The organism is Paenibacillus sp. FSL L8-0470 (genome assembly GCF_038008625.1).
In the GTDB taxonomy this organism is placed as follows: Bacteria; Bacillota; Bacilli; order Paenibacillales; family Paenibacillaceae; genus Paenibacillus_AQ.
Genome location: NZ_JBBOZM010000001.1, coordinates 1,559,082 through 1,578,979 on the forward strand (window position 1 = coordinate 1,559,082; position 19,898 = coordinate 1,578,979).

17 protein-coding genes are annotated in these 19,898 nt (G+C 55.6%); all 17 read left to right on the plus strand.

Features of this window, described 5'->3' with window-relative positions:
• Positions 1-107 precede the first annotated feature (107 nt).
• The 17 genes from NST99_RS07370 to NST99_RS07450 all read left to right on the plus strand — a co-directional run bounded on the left by NST99_RS07370 (position 108) and on the right by NST99_RS07450 (position 19,802).
• Positions 108-1,685: a PucR family transcriptional regulator gene (locus NST99_RS07370; protein ID WP_341090763.1), complete on the plus strand. Its 1,578-nt coding sequence runs from the start codon at positions 108-110 to the stop codon at positions 1,683-1,685.
• 75 nt (positions 1,686-1,760) lie between these two features.
• Positions 1,761-2,897 (plus strand): XdhC family protein, encoded by a 1,137-nt coding sequence (locus tag NST99_RS07375; protein WP_341090765.1) that lies wholly within the window; start codon positions 1,761-1,763, stop codon positions 2,895-2,897.
• The gene (locus NST99_RS07380; protein WP_341090767.1) at positions 2,845-3,405 is read left to right on the plus strand and encodes an NTP transferase domain-containing protein; all 561 of its coding nucleotides are present in this window, start codon (positions 2,845-2,847) and stop codon (positions 3,403-3,405) included. Before NST99_RS07375 ends, NST99_RS07380 begins: the two co-directional genes overlap by 53 nt.
• A gap of 217 nt (positions 3,406-3,622) precedes the next feature.
• Entirely contained in the window at positions 3,623-4,786 is a 1,164-nt protein-coding gene (locus tag NST99_RS07385) for a BMP family ABC transporter substrate-binding protein (RefSeq protein WP_341090770.1), read from the plus strand.
• A gap of 106 nt (positions 4,787-4,892) precedes the next feature.
• Complete coding sequence (locus NST99_RS07390; protein ID WP_341090772.1) at positions 4,893-6,425, plus strand: ABC transporter ATP-binding protein; 1,533 nt, start codon at positions 4,893-4,895, stop codon at positions 6,423-6,425.
• Positions 6,422-7,537 (plus strand): ABC transporter permease, encoded by a 1,116-nt coding sequence (locus NST99_RS07395; RefSeq protein WP_341090773.1) that lies wholly within the window; start codon positions 6,422-6,424, stop codon positions 7,535-7,537. The genes NST99_RS07390 and NST99_RS07395 overlap by 4 nt, the downstream gene beginning before the upstream one ends.
• 30 nt (positions 7,538-7,567) lie before the next feature.
• Entirely contained in the window at positions 7,568-8,497 is a 930-nt protein-coding gene (locus NST99_RS07400; protein WP_341090776.1) for an ABC transporter permease, read from the plus strand.
• A gap of 76 nt (positions 8,498-8,573) precedes the next feature.
• Positions 8,574-9,482 carry an FAD binding domain-containing protein gene (locus NST99_RS07405; protein WP_341090778.1) on the plus strand — a complete coding sequence of 303 codons (909 nt, stop codon included), beginning with the start codon at positions 8,574-8,576 and terminating at the stop codon, positions 9,480-9,482.
• Positions 9,483-9,519: 37 nt separating this feature from the next.
• A complete protein-coding gene (pucD, locus tag NST99_RS07410) occupies positions 9,520-11,841 on the plus strand; it encodes a xanthine dehydrogenase subunit D (RefSeq protein ID WP_341090782.1) in 2,322 nt (773 codons plus the stop codon).
• Positions 11,831-12,379, plus strand: a complete 549-nt coding sequence (locus NST99_RS07415; RefSeq protein ID WP_341090784.1) for a (2Fe-2S)-binding protein — start codon at positions 11,831-11,833, stop codon at positions 12,377-12,379. The genes pucD and NST99_RS07415 overlap by 11 nt, the downstream gene beginning before the upstream one ends.
• The gene (gene uraD, locus NST99_RS07420) at positions 12,376-12,897 is read left to right on the plus strand and encodes a 2-oxo-4-hydroxy-4-carboxy-5-ureidoimidazoline decarboxylase (protein ID WP_341090787.1); all 522 of its coding nucleotides are present in this window, start codon (positions 12,376-12,378) and stop codon (positions 12,895-12,897) included. The genes NST99_RS07415 and uraD overlap by 4 nt, the downstream gene beginning before the upstream one ends.
• An 82-nt stretch (positions 12,898-12,979) precedes the next feature.
• Positions 12,980-13,330, plus strand: coding sequence for a hypothetical protein (locus NST99_RS07425; protein ID WP_341090789.1), 351 nt, complete (start codon positions 12,980-12,982; stop codon positions 13,328-13,330).
• On the plus strand, positions 13,327-13,716 hold the full coding sequence (uraH, locus tag NST99_RS07430; protein ID WP_341090791.1) for a hydroxyisourate hydrolase: 390 nt from the start codon (positions 13,327-13,329) through the stop codon (positions 13,714-13,716). The genes NST99_RS07425 and uraH overlap by 4 nt, the downstream gene beginning before the upstream one ends.
• 45 nt (positions 13,717-13,761) lie before the next feature.
• Positions 13,762-15,156, plus strand: coding sequence for an allantoinase (locus NST99_RS07435; protein WP_341090792.1), 1,395 nt, complete (start codon positions 13,762-13,764; stop codon positions 15,154-15,156).
• Entirely contained in the window at positions 15,153-16,448 is a 1,296-nt protein-coding gene (locus NST99_RS07440) for a Zn-dependent hydrolase (RefSeq protein WP_341090793.1), read from the plus strand. Before NST99_RS07435 ends, NST99_RS07440 begins: the two co-directional genes overlap by 4 nt.
• A gap of 22 nt (positions 16,449-16,470) precedes the next feature.
• Complete coding sequence (locus NST99_RS07445) at positions 16,471-17,703, plus strand: pyridoxal-phosphate-dependent aminotransferase family protein (protein ID WP_341090795.1); 1,233 nt, start codon at positions 16,471-16,473, stop codon at positions 17,701-17,703.
• A gap of 293 nt (positions 17,704-17,996) precedes the next feature.
• A complete protein-coding gene (locus NST99_RS07450) occupies positions 17,997-19,802 on the plus strand; it encodes an adenine deaminase (protein ID WP_445744953.1) in 1,806 nt (601 codons plus the stop codon).
• Positions 19,803-19,898 lie beyond the last annotated feature (96 nt).

Here is a 19,898-nt window from a genome sequence, read left to right on the forward strand (position 1 = left end):
TATTTTCAATTTTTTCTTTCCATAACGGTTCATTTTATTTATAATGTTACATAAAGTAACATAAATACGGAATTCATTATCTATGAACTTGTATGAGGAGGGGTGGCATGCATCTTACGGTTGAAGAAGCGTTGTCCATTTATCCTTTATCCGAAGCCAGACTGATTGCCGGAGCCAAGGGGAAACACCGGATCATCAAGTCGATTAATGTGATGGATGCCCCTGATATCTCAGATTGGATCAAAGAAGGAGAGATGCTGCTTACAACAGCTTATCTGATCAAGGATAGTCCCCAGGATGCCTCCGCACTGCTGCAGACGCTGAACCGACGCGGCTCCGCCGGCCTTGGCATCAAGCTGGGCCGTTTCTGGGACGCTGTTCCGGAGAGGCTCGTAGCCGAAGCGGAATCGCTGAACTTTCCGCTGATCGAGCTGCCGTTCCAATTTACGTTCTCCGACCAGATGAACGGCCTGTTTCGCGCCGAGCTGTCGCGCAGCACAAGCGTGCTGCAGAGCATGATGGAGAAGCAGCGGAAGCTGATGCGGTTTGCGCTCCGTTCGGGACGTTGCGGTCCGTTATTTGACTCCGTTTCCGGGGTGATCGGTTACCCGCTGGCGGTCATCAGTGCCCGGGGCGACGCTATTTACAACAATTCGGAGTATTCAGCGGCGCTGCTGCTGGAGGGCTGGCCTTGGCAGAACCGCAATGGGCGCTTCCGCATCGGTGACAAGGTTGGTTTCCGTATCCCGCTGCTGCAAGGGGAGAAATGCACAGGTTATCTTTTATATTGTTCTATTGATCCTCTGCTGCTGCCTGTAGAAGAAAGCCTGTTTGTTCAAGGAGCTGAACTGATTTCTTATCATATTCATGCGGGTTATGAGGACTATTTCGAGCATGCCGAGCACCGGGAGTTCAGTGGACTGCTGCGCCGTTGCCTGAGCGGCGGATTGTCGTGTAACGATCTGTCCCAGGCTGCCGCCAGGCTGGAGGTGACGCTGCTGCAAGCCTCTTTCCAGCTGCTGCTAACCGATACGGCCGCCACCGGGGAATCCAGACAAGGCGAATTGCTCCGCCTTAAGGAAGAGTTCATCGAGCATCCGGTACTGAGGGGATTGAAAGCTATTCATGTCGTTGTGGATGAAGGTCTGCTCTCGCTGTATCCTGCGGGTCAACACAGTCCCGACCAGTTCCGTGAGCTGATCAATGATTGTTTTCATAATCTCAAGTTCGGCAAGGGTTATTATCCGCGGGCAGCTGTGAGCAGCACCAAGGTTAAGCCGGAAGGTCTGAAGGAAGCTTTTGCAGAGGTCAAGGAATGTATGGGTATGGTGCAGCACTGGGGTGCGCACGGAAATGTGGTGCATTACAGACAGCTTGAGCTGAATCTTCTGCTGAACCAGATACCGGCAGAAACGATGGAAAAATATTGCAACGGCAGCCTGCGCGGGCTGTTGAGCCGGGAGCCGGAATATATCAAGGAAATGCTGCACACGCTGGAGGTCTATCTGGACAATGACGGCCATGTAAACGAGACAGCCAAAAAGCTGTTCATTCACCGCAATACCGCAACCTACCGGATCGAGAAGCTCAGCGAGCTGCTGGATGTCGATTTCAAGAAGATCAATGATTTGATGAGGCTGAAGCTGGTATTCCTGTTCCGCAAAATGCTGGAGCGCGAAACCTGAGCGGCTGTTGCGAAATGTATGACACAAGAGCCGCCACCCTGAACGGGCGGAATTACGGAGGAGGGAGCAAGCTATATGAGTACACATGATATTGTACTGCACATCCACGACAATGCTGCCCCTGCGGTGCTTGCAACCCTGATTGGGGTGGAAGGTCATTCTTACCGGAAACCGGGAGCGGCTATGCTGTTTTTTGCAGGAGGAACACTGGGCAGTCTTAGTCCCGGATGTCTGGAGAGCGACCTGGCGCTTCGTACGCAGGAGGTTTGGGAACACGGCCTTCCGGAGCTGGTGGAGTATGACATGCTGTCTCCCGATGATTTTTCCTGGGGGGAGGCTGTCGGCTGCGGCGGCAAAATCAAAGTGATACTTGAACCGGTCCGTGGAGAGCTGCGCCGGCTATTGGAAAAAATCTACGTGCGGATGGCCGCAGGTGAGAACCTGATGCTTCTTCGTGAAGCTGCCGCTGCAGGATACCGGTATACTGTAGAAACTTTCGGCGTTGAACGACAATCATCTTCTAATCAGAGCAGTGCAGGAGTGAGTTGTCTGGTGAAAAAAGGGCGGAGTCCGCTTCCCGGAACATCGGCAGCGGCCGGTCCGTCCCTCGAACTCTTCAACACTCTATTCGTGCCGAAGCCACGGCTTGTTATCTTTGGCGGTGGACAGGATTCCTGTCCCGTGGCGGATCTTGCGGCAAAATCCGGATTTCGGATTGCCGTCGCCGACTGGCGGGAAGGCAGCCTGCAGCATGAATTTCCCGGGGCCGAACGGGTGATTTGTTCCCCATCCGAGGCAGGAGCATGTCTTAGAATAACCAGGGAGGATTATGTGCTGATCTGCAGCCATCAATCCCAGCGCGACCGGCAGTTTCTGGAAAGTCTTCTGCCGCTGTCTCCGCGTTATATCGGAATCATCGGCTCCAAGGCCCGGGTTGCGCTGCTGCTGGAGGGACTGGAGCCGCCTGCATCGCTGCACGCTCCTGTAGGGCTGTCTATCGGCGCGGAAGGGCCGGAGGAAATTGCAGTCAGCATTGTGGCCGAGATTATTCAAATCAGAAGGGCAGGCTCGCGTGAGCTGCTGAAAGGAGTGGAGAGCGTTGAAAGTAGCCGGTATCTATCTGGCAGCAGGGCAGAGCAGACGAATGGGAGTATCCAAGGTGTCACTTCAATTGTCGCAAGAGGTGTCACTCGGGAGCGTCGCGCTCAGTGAACTGGACCGCTGCACCCTTTCGCCATTAATTGTTGTCGTGCGGGCCGATGATGACCTCAAATGGCTGCCTCCAGCCGGTGAGCGGAGCACTAGGCGTACGGAAACCTGCCTGACCGCCCACTTGGGCTTATCCTTTTCCCTGCGCTGCGGGTTGAATGCGATCCTGCCTATGCAGCCTGACGCTGCCATCGTGGCTTTGGCTGACCAGCCGTTTATTACGGCGTCTTTGGTGAACCGGCTGATAGACACTTATGAGCGGAATCCGGGGCTGGACTATGTAGCCAGCACCCATGAAGGTCTGGCCATGCCGCCGGCGCTCTTTTCCAAAGAGATGTTCACGGTGCTCCAGGGACTGGACGGCGACAAAGGCGCGGCTGGGATTTTGCGTTCGCCCGATTATAAGGGGATGGTGCTGGAGACGGATTCCGCCCATTGCTTTATGGATGCTGACACAGAAATGGATTTTGGGGAGATCCGCAAGGAATGGAGCATTAGGAGTGGAAGCTGACATGGTTTGAGTGGTTTACAGATATATGTTAGAAATAATCACATATTTTAAGTTTAATAAGCCCCTTTATAGTGCGTAAAGCACAAAAAAAGCTAAGCTTCTTATAAAATGGCACAAACGTATGTTATATAAATTTACGTAACCTTCAGGTCTCAGTATAGTAGAGATACATTAATGGCTGCGGTCATTAGGAGAGATATCCTGGAGGAGGAGAGTTATGAAAAGAAGGGGTCAGGGATTTACTTTCAGCTTCGTGTTAATGTTCCTCATGGCGTTAGTTCTGGCAGGCTGCGGCAGCAACAACAATGCGGCTTCAAATGCAACAGAAGCACCGGCGGCAACCCATGCAGGTACAACATCAGAGGCGGCAACAACAGAGCCGGCAGCAGAGAAGCCGAGGGTTGCTTTTGTCTATATCGGGCCTCCGGGTGACGGCGGTTATACGTATCAGCATGATCAAGGCCGTTTGTATATGGAGAAAGAGCTCGGCATTAAAGCGGACTTCGTAGAGAATGTTCCGGAAAGTGCCGATGCAGAACGGATCATCACGGAGCTTGCACAGTCCCATGACATCGTATTTACTACAAGTTTTGGATATATGGATTTCACACTGAGTGTAGCGGGCAAGTTCCCCAACGTGAAATTCCTCCATGCCTCCGGCTACAAAACAGCGGAGAACATGGGCACTTACTTCGGAAAAAATTATCAAGCGAGTTATCTGAGCGGTATCGCGGCAGGCGAAATGACCAAGAACAATCATCTTGGCTACGTAGGAGCTTTTCCGATCAGTGAAGTTATCTATAATCTTAATGCATTCACGCTGGGAGCACAGAGTGTCAACCCGGACATTAAAGTGGATGTAGTGTGGACGAATACCTGGTATGACCCGGCAACCGAACGCCAGGCGGCAATCAGTCTTCTGGATAAAGGCGCGGATGTGCTGCTGGCGTATCAGGATTCCCCGGCCACATTGCAGGCGGCCAAAGAACGTGGTGCGTTTGCCGGAGGCAATGACTCCGACATGAGCAAGTATGCACCGGACAATTATTTGACCAACCCTGTATGGAACTGGGGCCCTTATTACGTGAAGGCTGTCCAGTCCGTAATGGATGGAACGTGGAAAAGCGAGCAATACTCCGGGGATATGGCGGACGGCATGGTAGAGCTTGCGCCGTTTGGCAACAAGGTTCCTGATGCTGTGAAGCAGCTGGTGGAAGCTGCCAAAGCCAAGATCATCAGCGGCGAACTGGATGTGTTCACAGGACCGATCTCCGATAACAAAGGCAATGTTGTGGTTCAGGAAGGCCAAAAGCTGACGCTTGAAGAAGTCCTCTCCATGGAATGGCTGGCCAAAGGCGTAATAGGTACAATCTCGAAATAATTCGTATTCTACAATTGCATACAGTATGGCCTATGGGTGGGGCGGGTTCCGGGAAGGGGAACCTTCCCCACCCGTCCTACAAGTATAAGGAAAGGAGCGTCCCATAATGCAGAATCATTCAGTTGAAATGCGCGGAATTGTGAAGAGGTTCGGAGCCGTAACGGCAAGCGATCAAGTCGATTTTTCGGCAAATGCGGGTGAAATTCATGCGTTGCTTGGTGAGAACGGAGCAGGGAAAAGCACGGTCATGAGCATGCTTTCAGGGGTATACCGGGCGGATGAAGGCGAACTTTTCATTCACGGTAAACTGGCCAAAATCCGTTCCCCCAAGGATGCAGCATCCCTCGGCGTAGGCATGGTATTTCAAAATTTCAGACTGGTGCAAAGTCTCACGGCAGCGGAGAACATCGTGCTTGGCGAAAAGTCGTCTTTCTGGCGTGGAAGCAAATGGATGAAAAATAAGCATTTGGAGATTGAGGCGCTGGCTGAGCGCTTCGGGCTGATGTTTCCGGTAGACTGCCCGATCTGGCAGCTGTCTGTCGGTGAACAGCAACGTGTGGAAATCGTCAAAACGCTGTACCGCGGCGCGGATATCATCATTCTGGATGAGCCAACCTCCGTGTTAACCCCGGGCGAGGCGGAGCAGCTGTTCGAAACGCTGAAGGTGATGAAACAGGCGGGCAAGACGGTGATCATGACCACACATAAAATGAAGGAAGTTATGGCTTCTTCCGACCGTATTTCCGTTATGCGCAAAGGGAAAATGATCGCTACGCTGAACACGGCGCAGACAGATGAACTGGAGTTAGCCCGGCTGATGGTGGGCCGGGAGGTTACGATCAGCCGCCAGGAGCGGGAAGCTACCCAAGGTGAGGCTCTGCTGGTTGTACGGAATTTGGACGTCGCTGCCGATCACGGCCGTAAAGCGCTGGACGGCTTGTCCCTGACTGTAAACGAAGGGGAGATTGTAGGGGTTGCAGGTGTTGCCGGCAATGGACAAAAGGAGCTGGCGGAAGTGCTTACGGGGCTTAGGACTTGGCGGAGCGGCGAGATTATATTTGACGGCAGTCCGGTAAAAGCGGCTTCGGTGCGGGGCGCAATTGATTCGGGAATATCTCATGTGCCGGAGAACCGGATGAAGAGCGGCCTTGCCGGACGGCTGGGCTCAGTGGACAATCTGCTGTTCAAGTCCTACCGCAGTGAAGAACACTCCAAACTTGGATTTCTGAAGGCAGCAAAGAACCGTTCCTGGTCACGGGAGCTGGTTGAGCGCTTCAATGTGAAAACTCCCGAGCTGGATACGCCAGTCCAGCAAATGTCGGGCGGCAATCAGCAGAAGCTGCTGTTTGCCCGGGAGGTCAGCCACAACCCTAAGCTGATGGTGGCGGTTCACCCGACGCAAGGTCTGGATGTGGGTGCGACAGCCGGTGTCCATGAACTGCTGATGGAGCTGCGCGGCTCAGGCAGCGGAGTGCTGCTCATCTCGGAGGATCTGGATGAACTGCTGCAATTATCCGACCGGATATTGGTGATTTATAACGGTTCGATCATTGGGGAGAGTGACCATGAGACTGCAGATAGAGAGGGTATTGGCTTGCTGATGGCCGGGATTCAGAACAGGGAGGAGAGCGCCGTATGAGTCCGAAGAATATAAGCAATGCTGCAGTGCTTGATCCTGTTCCGGCCAAACCGGGCAACCGGTCGAAGCTGCGGCTGGAGTATGATTCAAGCCGAACCCGCTCTCCGTGGTGGACTCCCGTTCTGTCTGTCATTCTGGCCCTGCTGCTCTGCGCGGTGTTTATTGCCGCCAATGGCATGAGTCCCGTGGTTGTATACGAGAAGATGTTCCGCGGTGCTTTTGGCACCTCTTACGGTCTTACCGAAACGATGGTCAAAGCCATTCCGCTGCTGCTCTGCGGACTCGGCATTGCTGTAGCCTACCGGATTTCCGTCTGGAACATCGGCGCGGAAGGACAATTGACGGTCGGAGCGATGGCAGCTACGGCAGTGACGATTTATTTTCCCGATTTGCCTTCGTTCTGGTCCATTTCCCTGATGTTAGTGTTCGGCACTGCCGCAGGTGCGCTCTGGGGACTGATGACGGCAATTCCGCGGACGCATTTCGGGGTCAATGAGCTGATTACATCCCTGATGCTGAACTACGTGGCCCTGCTTGCCCTTGATTATGTGGTATTCGGACCCTGGAAAGATCCGAAGGGCTTTAACTTCCCGGGCTCTCCGATGTTTACCGCCGCCCAGTCCCTGCCGGTTCTCGGTACCACAAGGCTGCACATCGGGCTGATCTTCGGCCTTGTCGCCGTGGCTATCTATTATCTGATGATTAAGTTTACCCGCTGGGGTTATGAGCTGCGGCTGATTGGTGCCAATCCGACGGCTGCCCGTTATGCAGGTATCCATATCAAACGCCATATTATTGTCGTAATGCTGATTAGCGGCGGTCTTGCCGGAATTGCCGGAATGGCGGAGGTTTCCGGAGTTACACATAAGCTGATGCAGGGGATTTCTCCGGGTTACGGATATACTGCGATCATTGTCGCCTGGCTTGCCAAGCTGAATCCGCTCGGTCTGATTGTCACTTCGATTCTGTTCGGCGGCCTGATTGTCGGCGGGTATAGTGTGCAGACCATCGGACTGCCTTCGTCCATTTCGGAAATGCTGCAGGGCTCGATCCTGTTCTTCCTGATTGCAGGGGATATGATTCACCGTTTCCGCTTTCGCCGGAGCGTATAGCTGTTTCTGCTGAGAGAAGGGAGTTAAACCATGGATTTCACTACACAGTTATTAATAGCCGCCATCTCCGCCGGAACGCCGCTGCTGCTGGCTACACTGGGAGGCATCCTGAATGAGCGTGCTGGGATTATCCAGCTTGGGGCTGAAGGGCTGATGCTGATGGGGGCGGTAACCACCTGCATCATCTACATCCGCAGCGGCAGCCTGCTGCTGGCTCTGCTCGCAGCGGTGGCCGTCACCGCCTTGTTAGGCCTGATGCATTCGTTTCTCACCGTCACACTCCGGGCGAACCAGACGATGTCCGGCCTGGCCATGACCTTGTTCGGCAGCGGGCTCAGTGCTTATCTGGGCAAGTCTATCAGCGGATTGCCGCTGCCGGGAACTTCGCCGAAGCTGGATCTCGGCTGGGTCAAGTCAGTCCCCGTTATAGGAGATCTCTTCGGCAGGATGGATTATCTGACCTGGTTCAGCCTGCTGCTCGTTCTGGTGCTGCATCTGCTGATTCACCATACCTCTTGGGGACTGCATTTACGTGCGGTCGGGGACAGTCCGGCCACAGCGGATGTTATGGGGATCCGCGTGCAGCTGATCCGCTACAGCTACGTGACAGCCGGTGCGGCATTGATCGGCCTTGCGGGTGCGGATATGGTGCTGGCATACGCGCCAACCTGGAATGAAGGCCTCACGGCAGGACGCGGCTGGATTGCCGTCGGGCTGGTGATTTTCGCCAGATGGAATCCGCTGCGTGCCCTCTTTTGCGCTTATTTCTTCGGTGCACTGGATTCGCTCGGTTTCCGCCTCCAGCTGCTCGGCAGCGCAATTCCGCCTTATTTCCTTAAGATGATTCCGTACGTCGTAACGATTCTCGTGCTGATGTACCTCGGTTACCGCAACCGCAACAAACCATCCGGCACGCCGGAGTCACTGGGTACACCTTATATCCGCGAGCAGCGTTTTTGACGCAGCGGCGGTGATTGAATCAGCGAGATGAATATAATGCATGGAAGAAATGCCAACTGGTGAGGAGGCGGAAGTGATGGGAGCTATATGGAGTGAAAAGCCGGCTCCTCCGGGAGTGTATCAGCCCCGCAGCCTGCAGGAGGCATGGGAGCTGAAGACGATATTAGGCGAAGGAGCCGTATATGTATCCGGCGGAACGCTGCTGCGGACGCAATGGGAAGCGGGGACGGCTCCTCTGCCGCGGCAGATGATTGATTTGCGGAATATCGCCGGGATGGGTGAAATCGGACTCGCCGAAGATTATTTAACTATAGGTTCTCTGGTTTCGTTGTCGCAATGCCGAGAGAACAGGGATTTGCGGGAGATTGCTCCGGCGGTGCAGGAGGCGGCGCGCAACATCGCCGCACCCGCAGTGCGCAATCTGGCTACACTTGGCGGCAATATATCTTCCGGTTATGGAGATATTCTCCCGGCGCTGCTGGTTTACGATGCTGAAGTGGCCTCCTTCGACGGCAAATTCCTTTCGGTGCAGCCTGTCGAGGCCTGGCTGAAACGCCGCTGGAGCGGAGAGAAGCCGGCAGCAGAACTTCTTGCCGGGATCCGCTTTCCTTCGGCAGGCCATGAACACGGGGGGCAGAGTAAGCTGGAGATCTTTCGTAAGGTGGGGCGGCGGGATGCCTTTACAGCCTCGCTCGTTACCATAGCTATTACGGCATCTTTCGATGCCTCAAGCCGCAGCCTGAGCGGTGTCCGCATTGCAGCAGGCGGAGGTACCGGCAGACCACAGCGGCTTCCGGCGGCTGAAGCGCTTCTGGAGGGTGCTGTCTACAGCGACAGTCTGATGGCCGCAGTGTACGAGGCGGTGGAGAACAGTTTTGACACATATAGCGATCCTTTTGCCACCGAAGCCTATAAGCGGAAAACCGCGGGCAATCTCATCGTTTCTGAATTGTGGAAGGGCTTGAAAGCAGGCGGAGGAAAGTAATTGTTATACAAAATTAGGTGGATTGGGGTGAGGGGAAATGCTGCTGAACAAGGAATCCAGCGGAAGCCGCTGGCGTACACGGCCCGACGGGCAGGGGAAAGTATCCGGCAAGCTGCAGTATTTAACCGACATGAGCGCCGAAGGGATGCTGACCGGACGGGTGCTGCGCAGCCATCAGGCTCATGCCCGTATTCTGTCTATCCGCACGGCAAAGGCGCTTGAGGTTCCTGGAGTACATGCGGTCATTACCCATGAGGATGTGCCCGGGCTGAACGGCTTCGGCATTGCCCTGCCGCATCAGCCGGTCTTCTGCAGCGACCGGGTGCGTTATACTGGCGACGCCATTGCCGCTGTAGCTGCGGACAGCGACGAAATTGCCGAATATGCGCTTTCGCTGATTGAAGTGGACTATGAGCTGCTGCCGCTGCTGGAGGATGCTGAGGAAGCCATGAAGCCCGAGGCAATCCTGCTGCATGAAGAGGGCAATATGCTTCATCATACGGAATACCGCAAGGGCGAACCGGCAGCGGCGTTCGCAGGCTGTGCCCATGTTGTGGAAGAGACCTACTGGACGCCGCGCCAGATGCATACGTACATGGAGACCGAAGGCGGATTGTTTATCCCGGAGTCAAACGGCAGGCTTACCGTCTACTCAGCGACACAGCATGGTCTGATGGACCGCAGGCAGCTGTCGCGGATACTGAATCTCCCGGAGGAGGATATCCGGGTCATTTCCAGTCCGATCGGCGGTTCGTTCGGCGGCAAAGACGAGTTGAATGTCCAGCCGTATGGAGCGCTGCTCGCACTGCGTACCCGGCGTCCGGTCCGGCTGCATAATTCCCGCGCGGAATCGGTGCGCGCCGGGCTGAAGCGCCATCCCATGAAGATTACAATGAAGACCGGATGCGACAGCGGGGGGACGATCATTGCCCATCAGGTGCGGATTATTTCCGATACCGGGGCCTATGCGACACTGGGGGCGGAAGTGCTGAATTTTGCCACAGAGCATGTGGTAGGTCCCTATCAAATCCGCCATGTGGAGGTGGAGGGCTTTGCGGTATATACGAACAATGGCGTATCCGGTGAATTCCGCGGCTTTGGCGGCAATCAGGCGATCTTTGCCCTGGAAGGGCAGGTAGACCGCCTAGCTGAACGGTTGAATCTGGATCCGTGGGAGCTGCGCCGCCGGAACTTGCGGCGCTACGGCGATCCAGGGCCGCTTGGGCAGGAGATCGCCCAGACGCACGGGGCGATGCAGGTGTGGGAGGCACTGGCGGCATCTCCGCTGATGCAGGAAGCGGAGTTGCCTCATACTGGAGCTGATGATTCAGAGGCTCCAGGTATTCCGGCTGCGATGCCGAAGGAGCCGTGGATTGTGACCGGCACCGGCGCGGCGATCGCCATGCACGGCGCTGGCCTCGGTTACGGTATTCCCGATCCGGGAGGCGGACGGCTGTCGCTGGCACTGGACGGCAAGATCGAGGCGGTCTTCGGCTACGAGGAGTTCGGCCAAGGGCTGATAGCGACAATGGAGCAGATGCTGATCGAGCAGTACGGATTTGCCGCAGATGACCTTAGGATCGTCATTGGCGATACGGATGTAGTGCCGGACAGTGGCTCCAGCACTGCTTCCCGCTCCACAAGCATGATGTGGATGGCGCTGAAGCGGCTGCATCCGGATTTTACAGCCCGGCTGCTGGAAGCCGCAGCGGCCAGGACGGGAGCAGCGGTTGAAGGCTTGAAGCCCGGCCCCGGAGGAATCCGGCATAAGGATGGCGGGCTGCTGCTGTCCTATACCGAGCTTGCGCGCAGCATCACAGAGCCGATTGTCTGTGAGACAGTGTTCAAATATCCGACCACCAAGCTGGAACGGGTGGGTGCCCATTTTCTGTACACGTATTCCGCCATCGCGGTTAAGGTGGAGATCAATCTGCTGACCGGACGGGTCCGCGTGACCGATCAGTATCATGCGGTAGCGGCAGGTCCCGTTGCCAATCCGCAAGGCTATCTGGGACAGATTGAAGGCGGCAGCAGTATGGCCATCGGCTTTACATTAACGGAAGATGCGGTAATGGCTGGCGGTAGCTATGTAACGAAGAACATGGATACGTATCTGGTTCCTACGATTGTCGATATGAACGGCAGCATCCAGGTGCAGCCGATTGAAGATTTACCGGAGCATGATACTTACGGCCCCCGCGGCATTGGGGAAGTCGGTTCGGTCAATCTGGCCCCCGCAGTCGCTTCTGCTGTATTCCAGGCGGTCCGCAAACGGGTCAACCGGCTGCCGATCGAGCCTGAATGGCTGCAGGCTACGCCGTTTATTCCGCAGAAGGCGGTGAAGACGCATGTCGGATAACTACGAATTGGACATCAAGGATAGTCAACGCGGGCTTGCACCACAGCAGGCAGCGAGTGATACCGGGGCGGGGTTCACACTGAACTGCAACATCAACGGCCAAGAGTTGTCTACAGAGGTTCCGCCGGCCCGCCGGCTGCTGAGCATTCTGCGCGAGGATTTGGAGCTTACCGGAACCAAAAGATCCTGCGAAATTGGCCGCTGCGGAGCCTGCATGGTTCTGATCGACGGCCGGCCGGTCAACTCTTGCCTGACGATGGCTTATCAATGCGAGGGAGCGAAGATTACAACTATTGAAGGGCTCAGCGAAGCGGGGCTGCATCCCGTGCAGCGTGCTTTTCTGGAAGAGGGAGGATTTCAGTGCGGCTACTGCACACCGGGGATGGTGATCTCGGTAGTCGCCCTGCTGGAGGAGAATCCGTCGCCTTCGCAGGAGGAAGTGGAAGAAGCGCTGTCGGGGAATATTTGCCGCTGCACGGGTTATGGCGGGATCTTGCGTGCAGTAAACAAAGCGATAGAAAGCGGGGTGGACCGATGACTGTGCCGGATGATTTTTTAACGCTGGATAAGATTAATGGGCTTGGCAAAGAGGAATTTGTGAAAACCCTTGGAGGGATATTTGAGCATTCACCCTGGGTGGCAGAGGGGGCTTACGGGTACATTCCTTTTCAGTCCGTGGAACAGCTGCACGGTGTCATGCTGGAAACGGCGCGAAGTGCGGAGCGAAGCCGGATTGAGGAGCTGCTGAGGTCCCATCCTGATCTGGCCACACGGCTGCAGGTTACGCCGCTGTCGGCGGCAGAACAGCAGGGGGCAGGTCTGGATCAGCTGACGCCTGATGAGTTCGAGCGGTTGACCAGGTTGAATGCGGCGTATACGGAGAAGTTTCATTTTCCTTTTATTCTCGCTGTACGCGGTAAAAACAAGGATGACATCATAGAAGCGATCGGGGAACGGGTCAACCGTTCAGTGGCGGAGGAATGGGAGCAGGCGCTCTACGAAATCGGCAAAATCACCAGCTTCCGGCTCCGCGACCTGATAACGGAAGAAAAATGATGCATTTAAAACGATGCAGCTAAAACTGCATCTTTGAGAATTAATGCTGCATTCACTACACAACCCGCAGGAGGGATCAGCCATGCCGGAACGGATGAAGATACACGCCAATAGACGGCAGAATGAGCAATTGAATGAGCAACTGAACAGACAACTGAACAGACAACTGAACAGACCACTGGACGGACATTGGATTAAACATCGGATTGAACTAATAAAGCATGGAACGAAGGGTTCCAATAACTTCAACTTTGAAAATCCAACGGAAAAAGCTTGGCAATGGGCTGGCATCCGTATGATGGATATATCTCGCTTGCTGAAGTCAGGTTGGAAGGACGGGGGCCGGTGCATGCTCCGCAGGATATATCTGCGGGATGGACTGCCATGCCGGATTATAGTTAGTACCGTGGTTCCCGGAGAAATTCCGGCATGAGCGGGCGGCTGACTACCCACGTTCTCAACCTGTCCGGGGGCATCCCCGCTGCCGGGATAGCACTTCAGCTATGGAGGCTGGAAGACGGGGCAGCTTCACTGCTGCGTGAAGCCGTAACGAATGCCGATGGCAGATTGGACGCTCCGCTGCTGGAAGGTGCAGAACTGGCAGCCGGCACCTATGAGCTGCTGTTTATGGCCGGAGATTATTTTCGCAGCAGCGGTTTGCCGTTTGAAGCCTCCGGAGAAGGGAACAGTGCTGATGGCGCCGCTCCTTTCTTTCTCGAACAAATCCCGATCCGCTTCAATATAACTGATTCTTCCGCCCATTATCATGTTCCGCTGCTGGTGGCTCCCGGAGGGTATAGCACGTACCGGGGAAGCTAATGAAATCATAAAGATCAAGATCAGATGACCGGGGGTGACCGATTCATGGAAGAAACCTATGAGCTTATCATCAAAAATGGAGATGTAGTGCTCCCCGGGGAAGTGCTTAAGCTGGATATCGGGGTGAAGGACGGCAAGATCGCTGCCCTCGGCAAGCAGCTTGCGGCAGGTGCGGATACCCGCATCCTTGATGCGGAAGGGCTATATGTGCTGCCGGGCATGATTGACATGCATGTCCACTTCAATGAACCGGCACTGGGCCATTGGGAAGGCTTCCGTACCGGTTCGGCGGCGCTGGCGGCAGGAGGCATCACCTGTTATGCGGATATGCCGCTGAACGGCAGCCCGCCAACGGTCAATCAAGCTGCACTGCAGCTCAAGGCAGAAGCCGCATCCGGGAACTCTGCAGTGGATTATGTTCTGTGGGGCGGACTCGTTCCCGGTAATCTGGAAGATTTGGAGCAGCTGGCAGCGGCAGGGGTTACTGGTTTTAAGGCTTTTATCTCCAACCCCGGCGGTGAAGGGGAGGGGAGATTCCGCGAGGTGGACGATGATACGCTGTACCAAGGGATGAAGAAAATTGCTGCGCTTGGCGGCATTCTTGCACTGCATGCAGAGAGTGAGGAGTTGACGGCGGCGTTGTCGGCCGACGCCCTGCGCAGCGGGCGGACTGGAGCGCGTGATTTTGCCGCTTCCCGCCCGGCGGAAGCTGAGCTGGAGGCGGTAGCCAGAGCGCTGCTATACAGTGAGCGAACCGGCTGCAGGCTGCACTTTGTGCATATCAGCACTTCTGCCGCGATTGATATGATTCATGCTGCCAAGCTGCGCGGCCTAGATGTTACTGCGGAAACCTGCCCCCACTATCTCATCCTGAATGAGGATAGTATGGAGGAACTGGGACCGCTGGCCAAATGTGCACCCCCGCTGCGCAGCCTGGAGGAACAAGAAAGCTTGTGGAAGGTACTCGCAGACGGTAAAATCGATCTCATCGCCTCGGACCATTCGCCTTGTCCGACAGAGCTTAAGCTTGCTCCCGGATTGTCTTTTTTTGAAGCGTGGGGCGGTATTTCCGGCGCACAGAGCAGCCTGGAACTGATGTTCCACGAAGGGGTAAATGTGCGTGGACTGCCAGTTACTCAGATTTCTGCGCTGCTGTCAGGACTTCCGGCGCGGCGTTTCGGACTGGATCACCGTAAAGGCTCAATCGCACCCGGGCTGGATGCCGATCTGGTACTGCTGAATCCGGATCACTCCTATACCTTGGCGGCAGAAGATCTGTTATACCGTCATAAACATAGTCCTTATACCGGAATGACCTTGTCCTGCAAGGTAATGGCAACGCTCAGCCGGGGTACGGTTGTCTACAACGCGGAACAAGGTGTGGTGGCCGAAGGCGGCGGGGAATGGCTGCGGATATATGAAGGGGAGCCCTCTATATGAATACGCCGCTGATTCAGGCACCGGCCCGGGAGATGCTGCTGCTGCTGGAGGAGCTTGCCGCTTTCAGCGCCCCCGGACCCGGGGTTACCAGACTGTTGTACACACCGGAATGGCTTCAGGCCCAGCAGCTCCTGCAGGAGCGGATGGCCGGGATGGGCCTGGCGGTCAGGACAGACAGGGTGGGGAATGTTTATGGACGGCTCGGCGGATCACAACCGGACAGTAAAGTGATATTAACCGGATCTCATATTGATACGGTTCTGAACGGCGGCAAATATGACGGCGCTTATGGAGTAGCCGCCGCCATGACGGCTCTGAATTATTTGCAGCAGACCTTCGGGCAGCCGCTGCAGACCCTGGAGGTTGTATCCTTCAGCGAAGAAGAAGGCAGCAGGTTTCCCTTGACCTTCTGGGGCTCGGGCCATGTTACGGGCCTGTATGATGGGAGCGAAGCTGAGACTGCCGCCGATTCAGAGGGTGTAACGATAAAATCAGCAATGGAGGCCTGCGGTTTAAGCTCGGAGCACCCGCCAGGAGATCTCCGGGATCTCGGAGATCATAAAGCTGTTGCGGCAGGACAAACGGCAGCCAGAACAGATATCGGCGCTTTTGTCGAATTGCATATTGAACAGGGAATTGTGCTGGAACAATCCGCGCTGCAGATTGGGGTCGTGCAGGCCATCGCCGGACAGAGGCGCTTTACCGTTAAGGTCGGCGGGACTGCCAATCATGCCGGCACAACGCCGATGCTGCACCGGCGGGATGCGCTTGCCGGTGCAGCGGAAATGCTGCTGGAGCTGGAACGCTCTGCGGTGGAAGCCGGAGATCCGCTGGTAGCCACTTCAGGCAGGCTTGAGGTTTACCCGGGCACACCCAATGTTATTCCGGGGGACGTGCAGTTTACGCTGGACATCCGCCACAGTGAGGCGAAAAGGCTGGAGAGCTTCTGTTCTGGAGTGTTGGCCGGATTTGAGGACATTGCAGCCAGACGGGGACTGGCGCTGGAAGTGGTCACGACGTTGTCCACAGCGCCTGTGCCTATGGATCAAGACCTGAGCAGAACGCTGGAGCAGATTTGCCTGAGTCAGGGAAGAACCTTCCGTACCATGATCAGCGGAGCAGGGCATGATGCCCAGCTGTTTGCATCCGGATGCCGGACAGCCATGATTTTTGTGCCCAGCCGGGCGGGAATCAGCCATTCCCCGGATGAATACTCGTCGCCGGAGGAGCTGGCAACCGGGCTGGATGTCTTAACAGCTATGTTATATGAATTAGCCTATAAAGAGAGCTGAGTTAGCCTAGGGAGAGATGATTATGAAGCGGTACGAAGATTTGTCGCCGTCTCTGCGGTGCATTATGACCCCGGGCCCGGTGGAAGTCGATCCGCGCGTGCTGCGGGCCATGTCTTTTCCGGTATTGGGACAGTTCGATCCCGAATTTACGGGTATTATGAATGAAACGATGGAGATGCTGCGGGAACTGTTCGTTACGGACAATCAATGGGCTTTCCCTGTGGACGGCACTTCACGCTCCGGAATTGAAGCGGCAATGGTCAGTTTGATTGCTTCGGGGGACCGGGTGCTGATCCCGATTTTTGGCCGCTTTGGCCATTTGCTGCATGAAATCGCCGAACGCTGCGGGGCAGAGGTGCTGACGCTTGAGAAGGAATGGGGTTGCGTGTTTGACCCCGAGGAAGTGATTGCAGCCATGAAGAGCTTCAAGCCTGATATCGTGGCAATCGTACATGGAGAGACTTCCACGGGACGTGTGCAGCCGCTGGTTGACATCGGGCGGGCCTGCCGTGAGCAGGATGCCCTGCTGATTGTGGATGCAGTGGCAACGATCGGAGGTGTGCCCGTGGAGACAGATGCCTGGATGCTGGATGCCGTGATCGGCGGCACGCAGAAATGCCTGTCCATTCCTTCGGGCATGGCTCCGGTTACGTACAATGCACGGGCGGAGGCCAAGCTCCTGAAGCGCAAGCGGGTGGAGCGTGGCCTGAGGACCGGTGAGGTCCGGGCTGAAGCGCTGGATTTTGTGCGCAGCAATTATTTTGACCTGGGAATGCTTCAGGATTATTGGAGCCCTCAGCGGCTGAATCATCATACAGAGATGACCTCCATGCTTTATGCGCTGCGCGAAGGCCTGCGGCTGGTGCTTGAGGAAGGGCTGGAGGCACGGCATGCGCGGCATGCGCTGCATGAAGAGGCGCTAGTAGCCGGACTTACGGCAATGGGGCTGAAGCTGTACGGAGATCCGCAGAGTAAACTTACGGTGGTGACCTGTGTGCTGATTCCGGAGGGCGTTGACGGGGAAGGCGTGCGGACGATGCTGCTGGAACGCTTCGGCATTGAGATTGCCAGTTCCTTCGGGCTGTTAAAAGGGCGGATCTGGCGCATCGGCACGATGGGCTTCAGCTGCCGGGAGAATAATGTGCTGCGCCTGCTCGGTGCGCTGGAGGGGGCGCTGCTGCGGCATGGGCATGCTGTTCCCGCCGGGCTTGGCATTCAGGCGGCACTTGACGTATATGATGCAAAAGTAAGATAATCGGTTGAATACTGCAGCCGGTCGAATGTAGGGAACAGGTGTTGTCCGGATTAAACGGACGGCCCGCGCTTTAACCAAGAAACGGCTTGCGTCCTGCAAAGGGCAGTAAGGCCGTTTTTCTTAAAATTTATATGCTTCAGGCTATAAATTATCCTTCTATTTCCCGCTGAAACGGATACCGTCCTTTTATAAGGACGGCGAAGCCGTTTCCACTTGAAATAAAAGGTCATAGTTGTTTAACGCTGTAACTCAGTTTGTAGCTATATGCAAGATAACGGAGGGGAGTGGAAGTCGTGACTTATATTAGAAAACCTTTGGCGGATTGTGTGCCTGAGCTTGTGGCTACAGCCCGCGGCGATCAGCCGGCATCTTTGGTAATAACCGGCGGGAAGCTGGTCAATGTAATCTCCGGTGAAATTCTGGAGGGAATGTCTGTTGCGGTACAGGGGGGACGCATCGCCTATGTCGGCAAGGATGTTTCGCACACGATAGGAGCAGGCACGCAGGTCATTGATGCAGCAGGCAGATATATCGCTCCGGGACTGCTTGACGGACATTGTCATATTGAGAGCACACAGCTGACAGCAACGGAATTTGCCCGTGCGGTCCTGCCGCTCGGGACAACTGGCGGGTTCTTCGACGCACATGAGATTGCCAATGTGTTCGGACTGAAGGGCATTAAGCTGATGCTGGATGAGATGCGCGGCACACCGCTTGCCGCTTATATGCAGGTAGCGTCCTGTGTGCCTTCGGCGGGAGCTGAATTCGAGACAACCGGCGCTTCTATCGGACCGGAGGAAGTGGCGGAGGCTTATACCTGGGGCCCGGATGTCATTGCCCTCGGTGAGGTGATGAACTTTCCGGGTGTAGTCTACGGCGATGAGAAAATGCTCGGCGAGATCCAGGCTACGCTGCGGGCCGGCAGATATGTGGATGGGCATTTTACCTGGCCGTCCAGTGACTGGAGACTACCGGTCTATGCGGCAGCGGGTGTAACCGGTGACCATGAGTGTGTTACCGCAGAAGATGTGATCGAGCGTGTCCGTCTGGGGATGTATGCCAAAATGCGCCGCGGTTCCGCCTGGCATGATGTGGCGAAGACGATCACAGCGCATACCGAACACGGGCTGGACACGCGCCGGATGATGCTCGTTACCGATGACCGCAGCTCGGAATCACTGCGGGATGAAGGCCATATGGATTTTGTGGTGCGCCATGCCATTTCCCAGGGTGTGAAGCCTGTCACTGCCTTCCAGATGGCAACGATCAATACCGCCGAGCGCTTCGGGGTAGCCCGCGATATCGGCTCAATTACTCCGGGCTCCTGTGCAGATATTATTTTGCTGGACGGAAATTTGGCCGATGTCAACGTCGTTATGACTATTGCCGCAGGTGTGGTCGTGGCCGAGAATGGCATCATGACGGCCTCGCTGCCGGCATTCACCTACCCGCAGGAAGTGCGGGCGTCCGTTCATTTGCCGCAGCTTCCGGTTCCGGATGATTTTATTATCCATGCTCCCGTGGAGTCGGGCAATGTTGCTGTCCGGGTCATTAAGGTCATTGAGAACCATGTGGAGACCGGTGAACTCATTGTGCAGCGTCCTGTGAAGGACGGCAAGCTGCAGGTGGGAGACGGCCTATGCAAAATCGCTGTATTCGAACGGCATAAAGGAACCGGCAACAAATCGGTCGGGCTTGTGGAGGGGATTGGCTTCCATGAACCGGCGGCAATCGCCATGACCGTTGCCCACGACAGCCACAATGTGCTGATCATCGGCAACGATGATGAACTGATGGCCAAGGCAGCCAGAGCTGTAGCTGAAGCGCAGGGTGGAGTGGCTGTAATTACCGGCGGCGGCACGACCTTATTCCCGCTTGCGATTGCCGGACTTATGTCCGCAGAACCGTTTGAGACCGCAGCCGCCCAGTCCGCTGCTATCAGCAAAGCTCTGTACGATGCGGGCTGCACACTGAATTATGCTTTTATGACGTTGTCACTGCTTGCGCTTGCTGTAATTCCCACCTTACGGATTTCGGATAAAGGACTGGTACGCATCTCTCCGGAAGAGGGAATCCAGCTGGTAACATTATTTTGCTAAGGCGGTCTTAATCTTACAGTGACTAGTTTCAATTAAATAGAATGCGCTCTACTAAATGGGGTGTCTCTTAGTCTGAATGCAGACAGAGACACCCCA

What these genes read in the sequence shown, in the direction of transcription:
- NST99_RS07370 (WP_341090763.1), top strand. Translation starts at nt 108, where the DNA reads ATGCATCTTACGGTTGAAGAAGCGTTGTCCATTTATCCTTTATCCGAA.
- NST99_RS07375 (WP_341090765.1), top strand. Translation starts at nt 1,761, where the DNA reads ATGAGTACACATGATATTGTACTGCACATCCACGACAATGCTGCCCCT.
- NST99_RS07385 (WP_341090770.1), top strand. Translation starts at nt 3,623, where the DNA reads ATGAAAAGAAGGGGTCAGGGATTTACTTTCAGCTTCGTGTTAATGTTC.
- NST99_RS07390 (WP_341090772.1), top strand. Translation starts at nt 4,893, where the DNA reads ATGCAGAATCATTCAGTTGAAATGCGCGGAATTGTGAAGAGGTTCGGA.
- NST99_RS07395 (WP_341090773.1), top strand. Translation starts at nt 6,422, where the DNA reads ATGAGTCCGAAGAATATAAGCAATGCTGCAGTGCTTGATCCTGTTCCG.
- NST99_RS07400 (WP_341090776.1), top strand. Translation starts at nt 7,568, where the DNA reads ATGGATTTCACTACACAGTTATTAATAGCCGCCATCTCCGCCGGAACG.
- NST99_RS07405 (WP_341090778.1), top strand. Translation starts at nt 8,574, where the DNA reads ATGGGAGCTATATGGAGTGAAAAGCCGGCTCCTCCGGGAGTGTATCAG.
- pucD (WP_341090782.1), top strand. Translation starts at nt 9,520, where the DNA reads ATGCTGCTGAACAAGGAATCCAGCGGAAGCCGCTGGCGTACACGGCCC.
- NST99_RS07415 (WP_341090784.1), top strand. Translation starts at nt 11,831, where the DNA reads ATGTCGGATAACTACGAATTGGACATCAAGGATAGTCAACGCGGGCTT.
- uraD (WP_341090787.1), top strand. Translation starts at nt 12,376, where the DNA reads ATGACTGTGCCGGATGATTTTTTAACGCTGGATAAGATTAATGGGCTT.
- NST99_RS07425 (WP_341090789.1), top strand. Translation starts at nt 12,980, where the DNA reads ATGCCGGAACGGATGAAGATACACGCCAATAGACGGCAGAATGAGCAA.
- uraH (WP_341090791.1), top strand. Translation starts at nt 13,327, where the DNA reads ATGAGCGGGCGGCTGACTACCCACGTTCTCAACCTGTCCGGGGGCATC.
- NST99_RS07435 (WP_341090792.1), top strand. Translation starts at nt 13,762, where the DNA reads ATGGAAGAAACCTATGAGCTTATCATCAAAAATGGAGATGTAGTGCTC.
- NST99_RS07440 (WP_341090793.1), top strand. Translation starts at nt 15,153, where the DNA reads ATGAATACGCCGCTGATTCAGGCACCGGCCCGGGAGATGCTGCTGCTG.
- NST99_RS07445 (WP_341090795.1), top strand. Translation starts at nt 16,471, where the DNA reads ATGAAGCGGTACGAAGATTTGTCGCCGTCTCTGCGGTGCATTATGACC.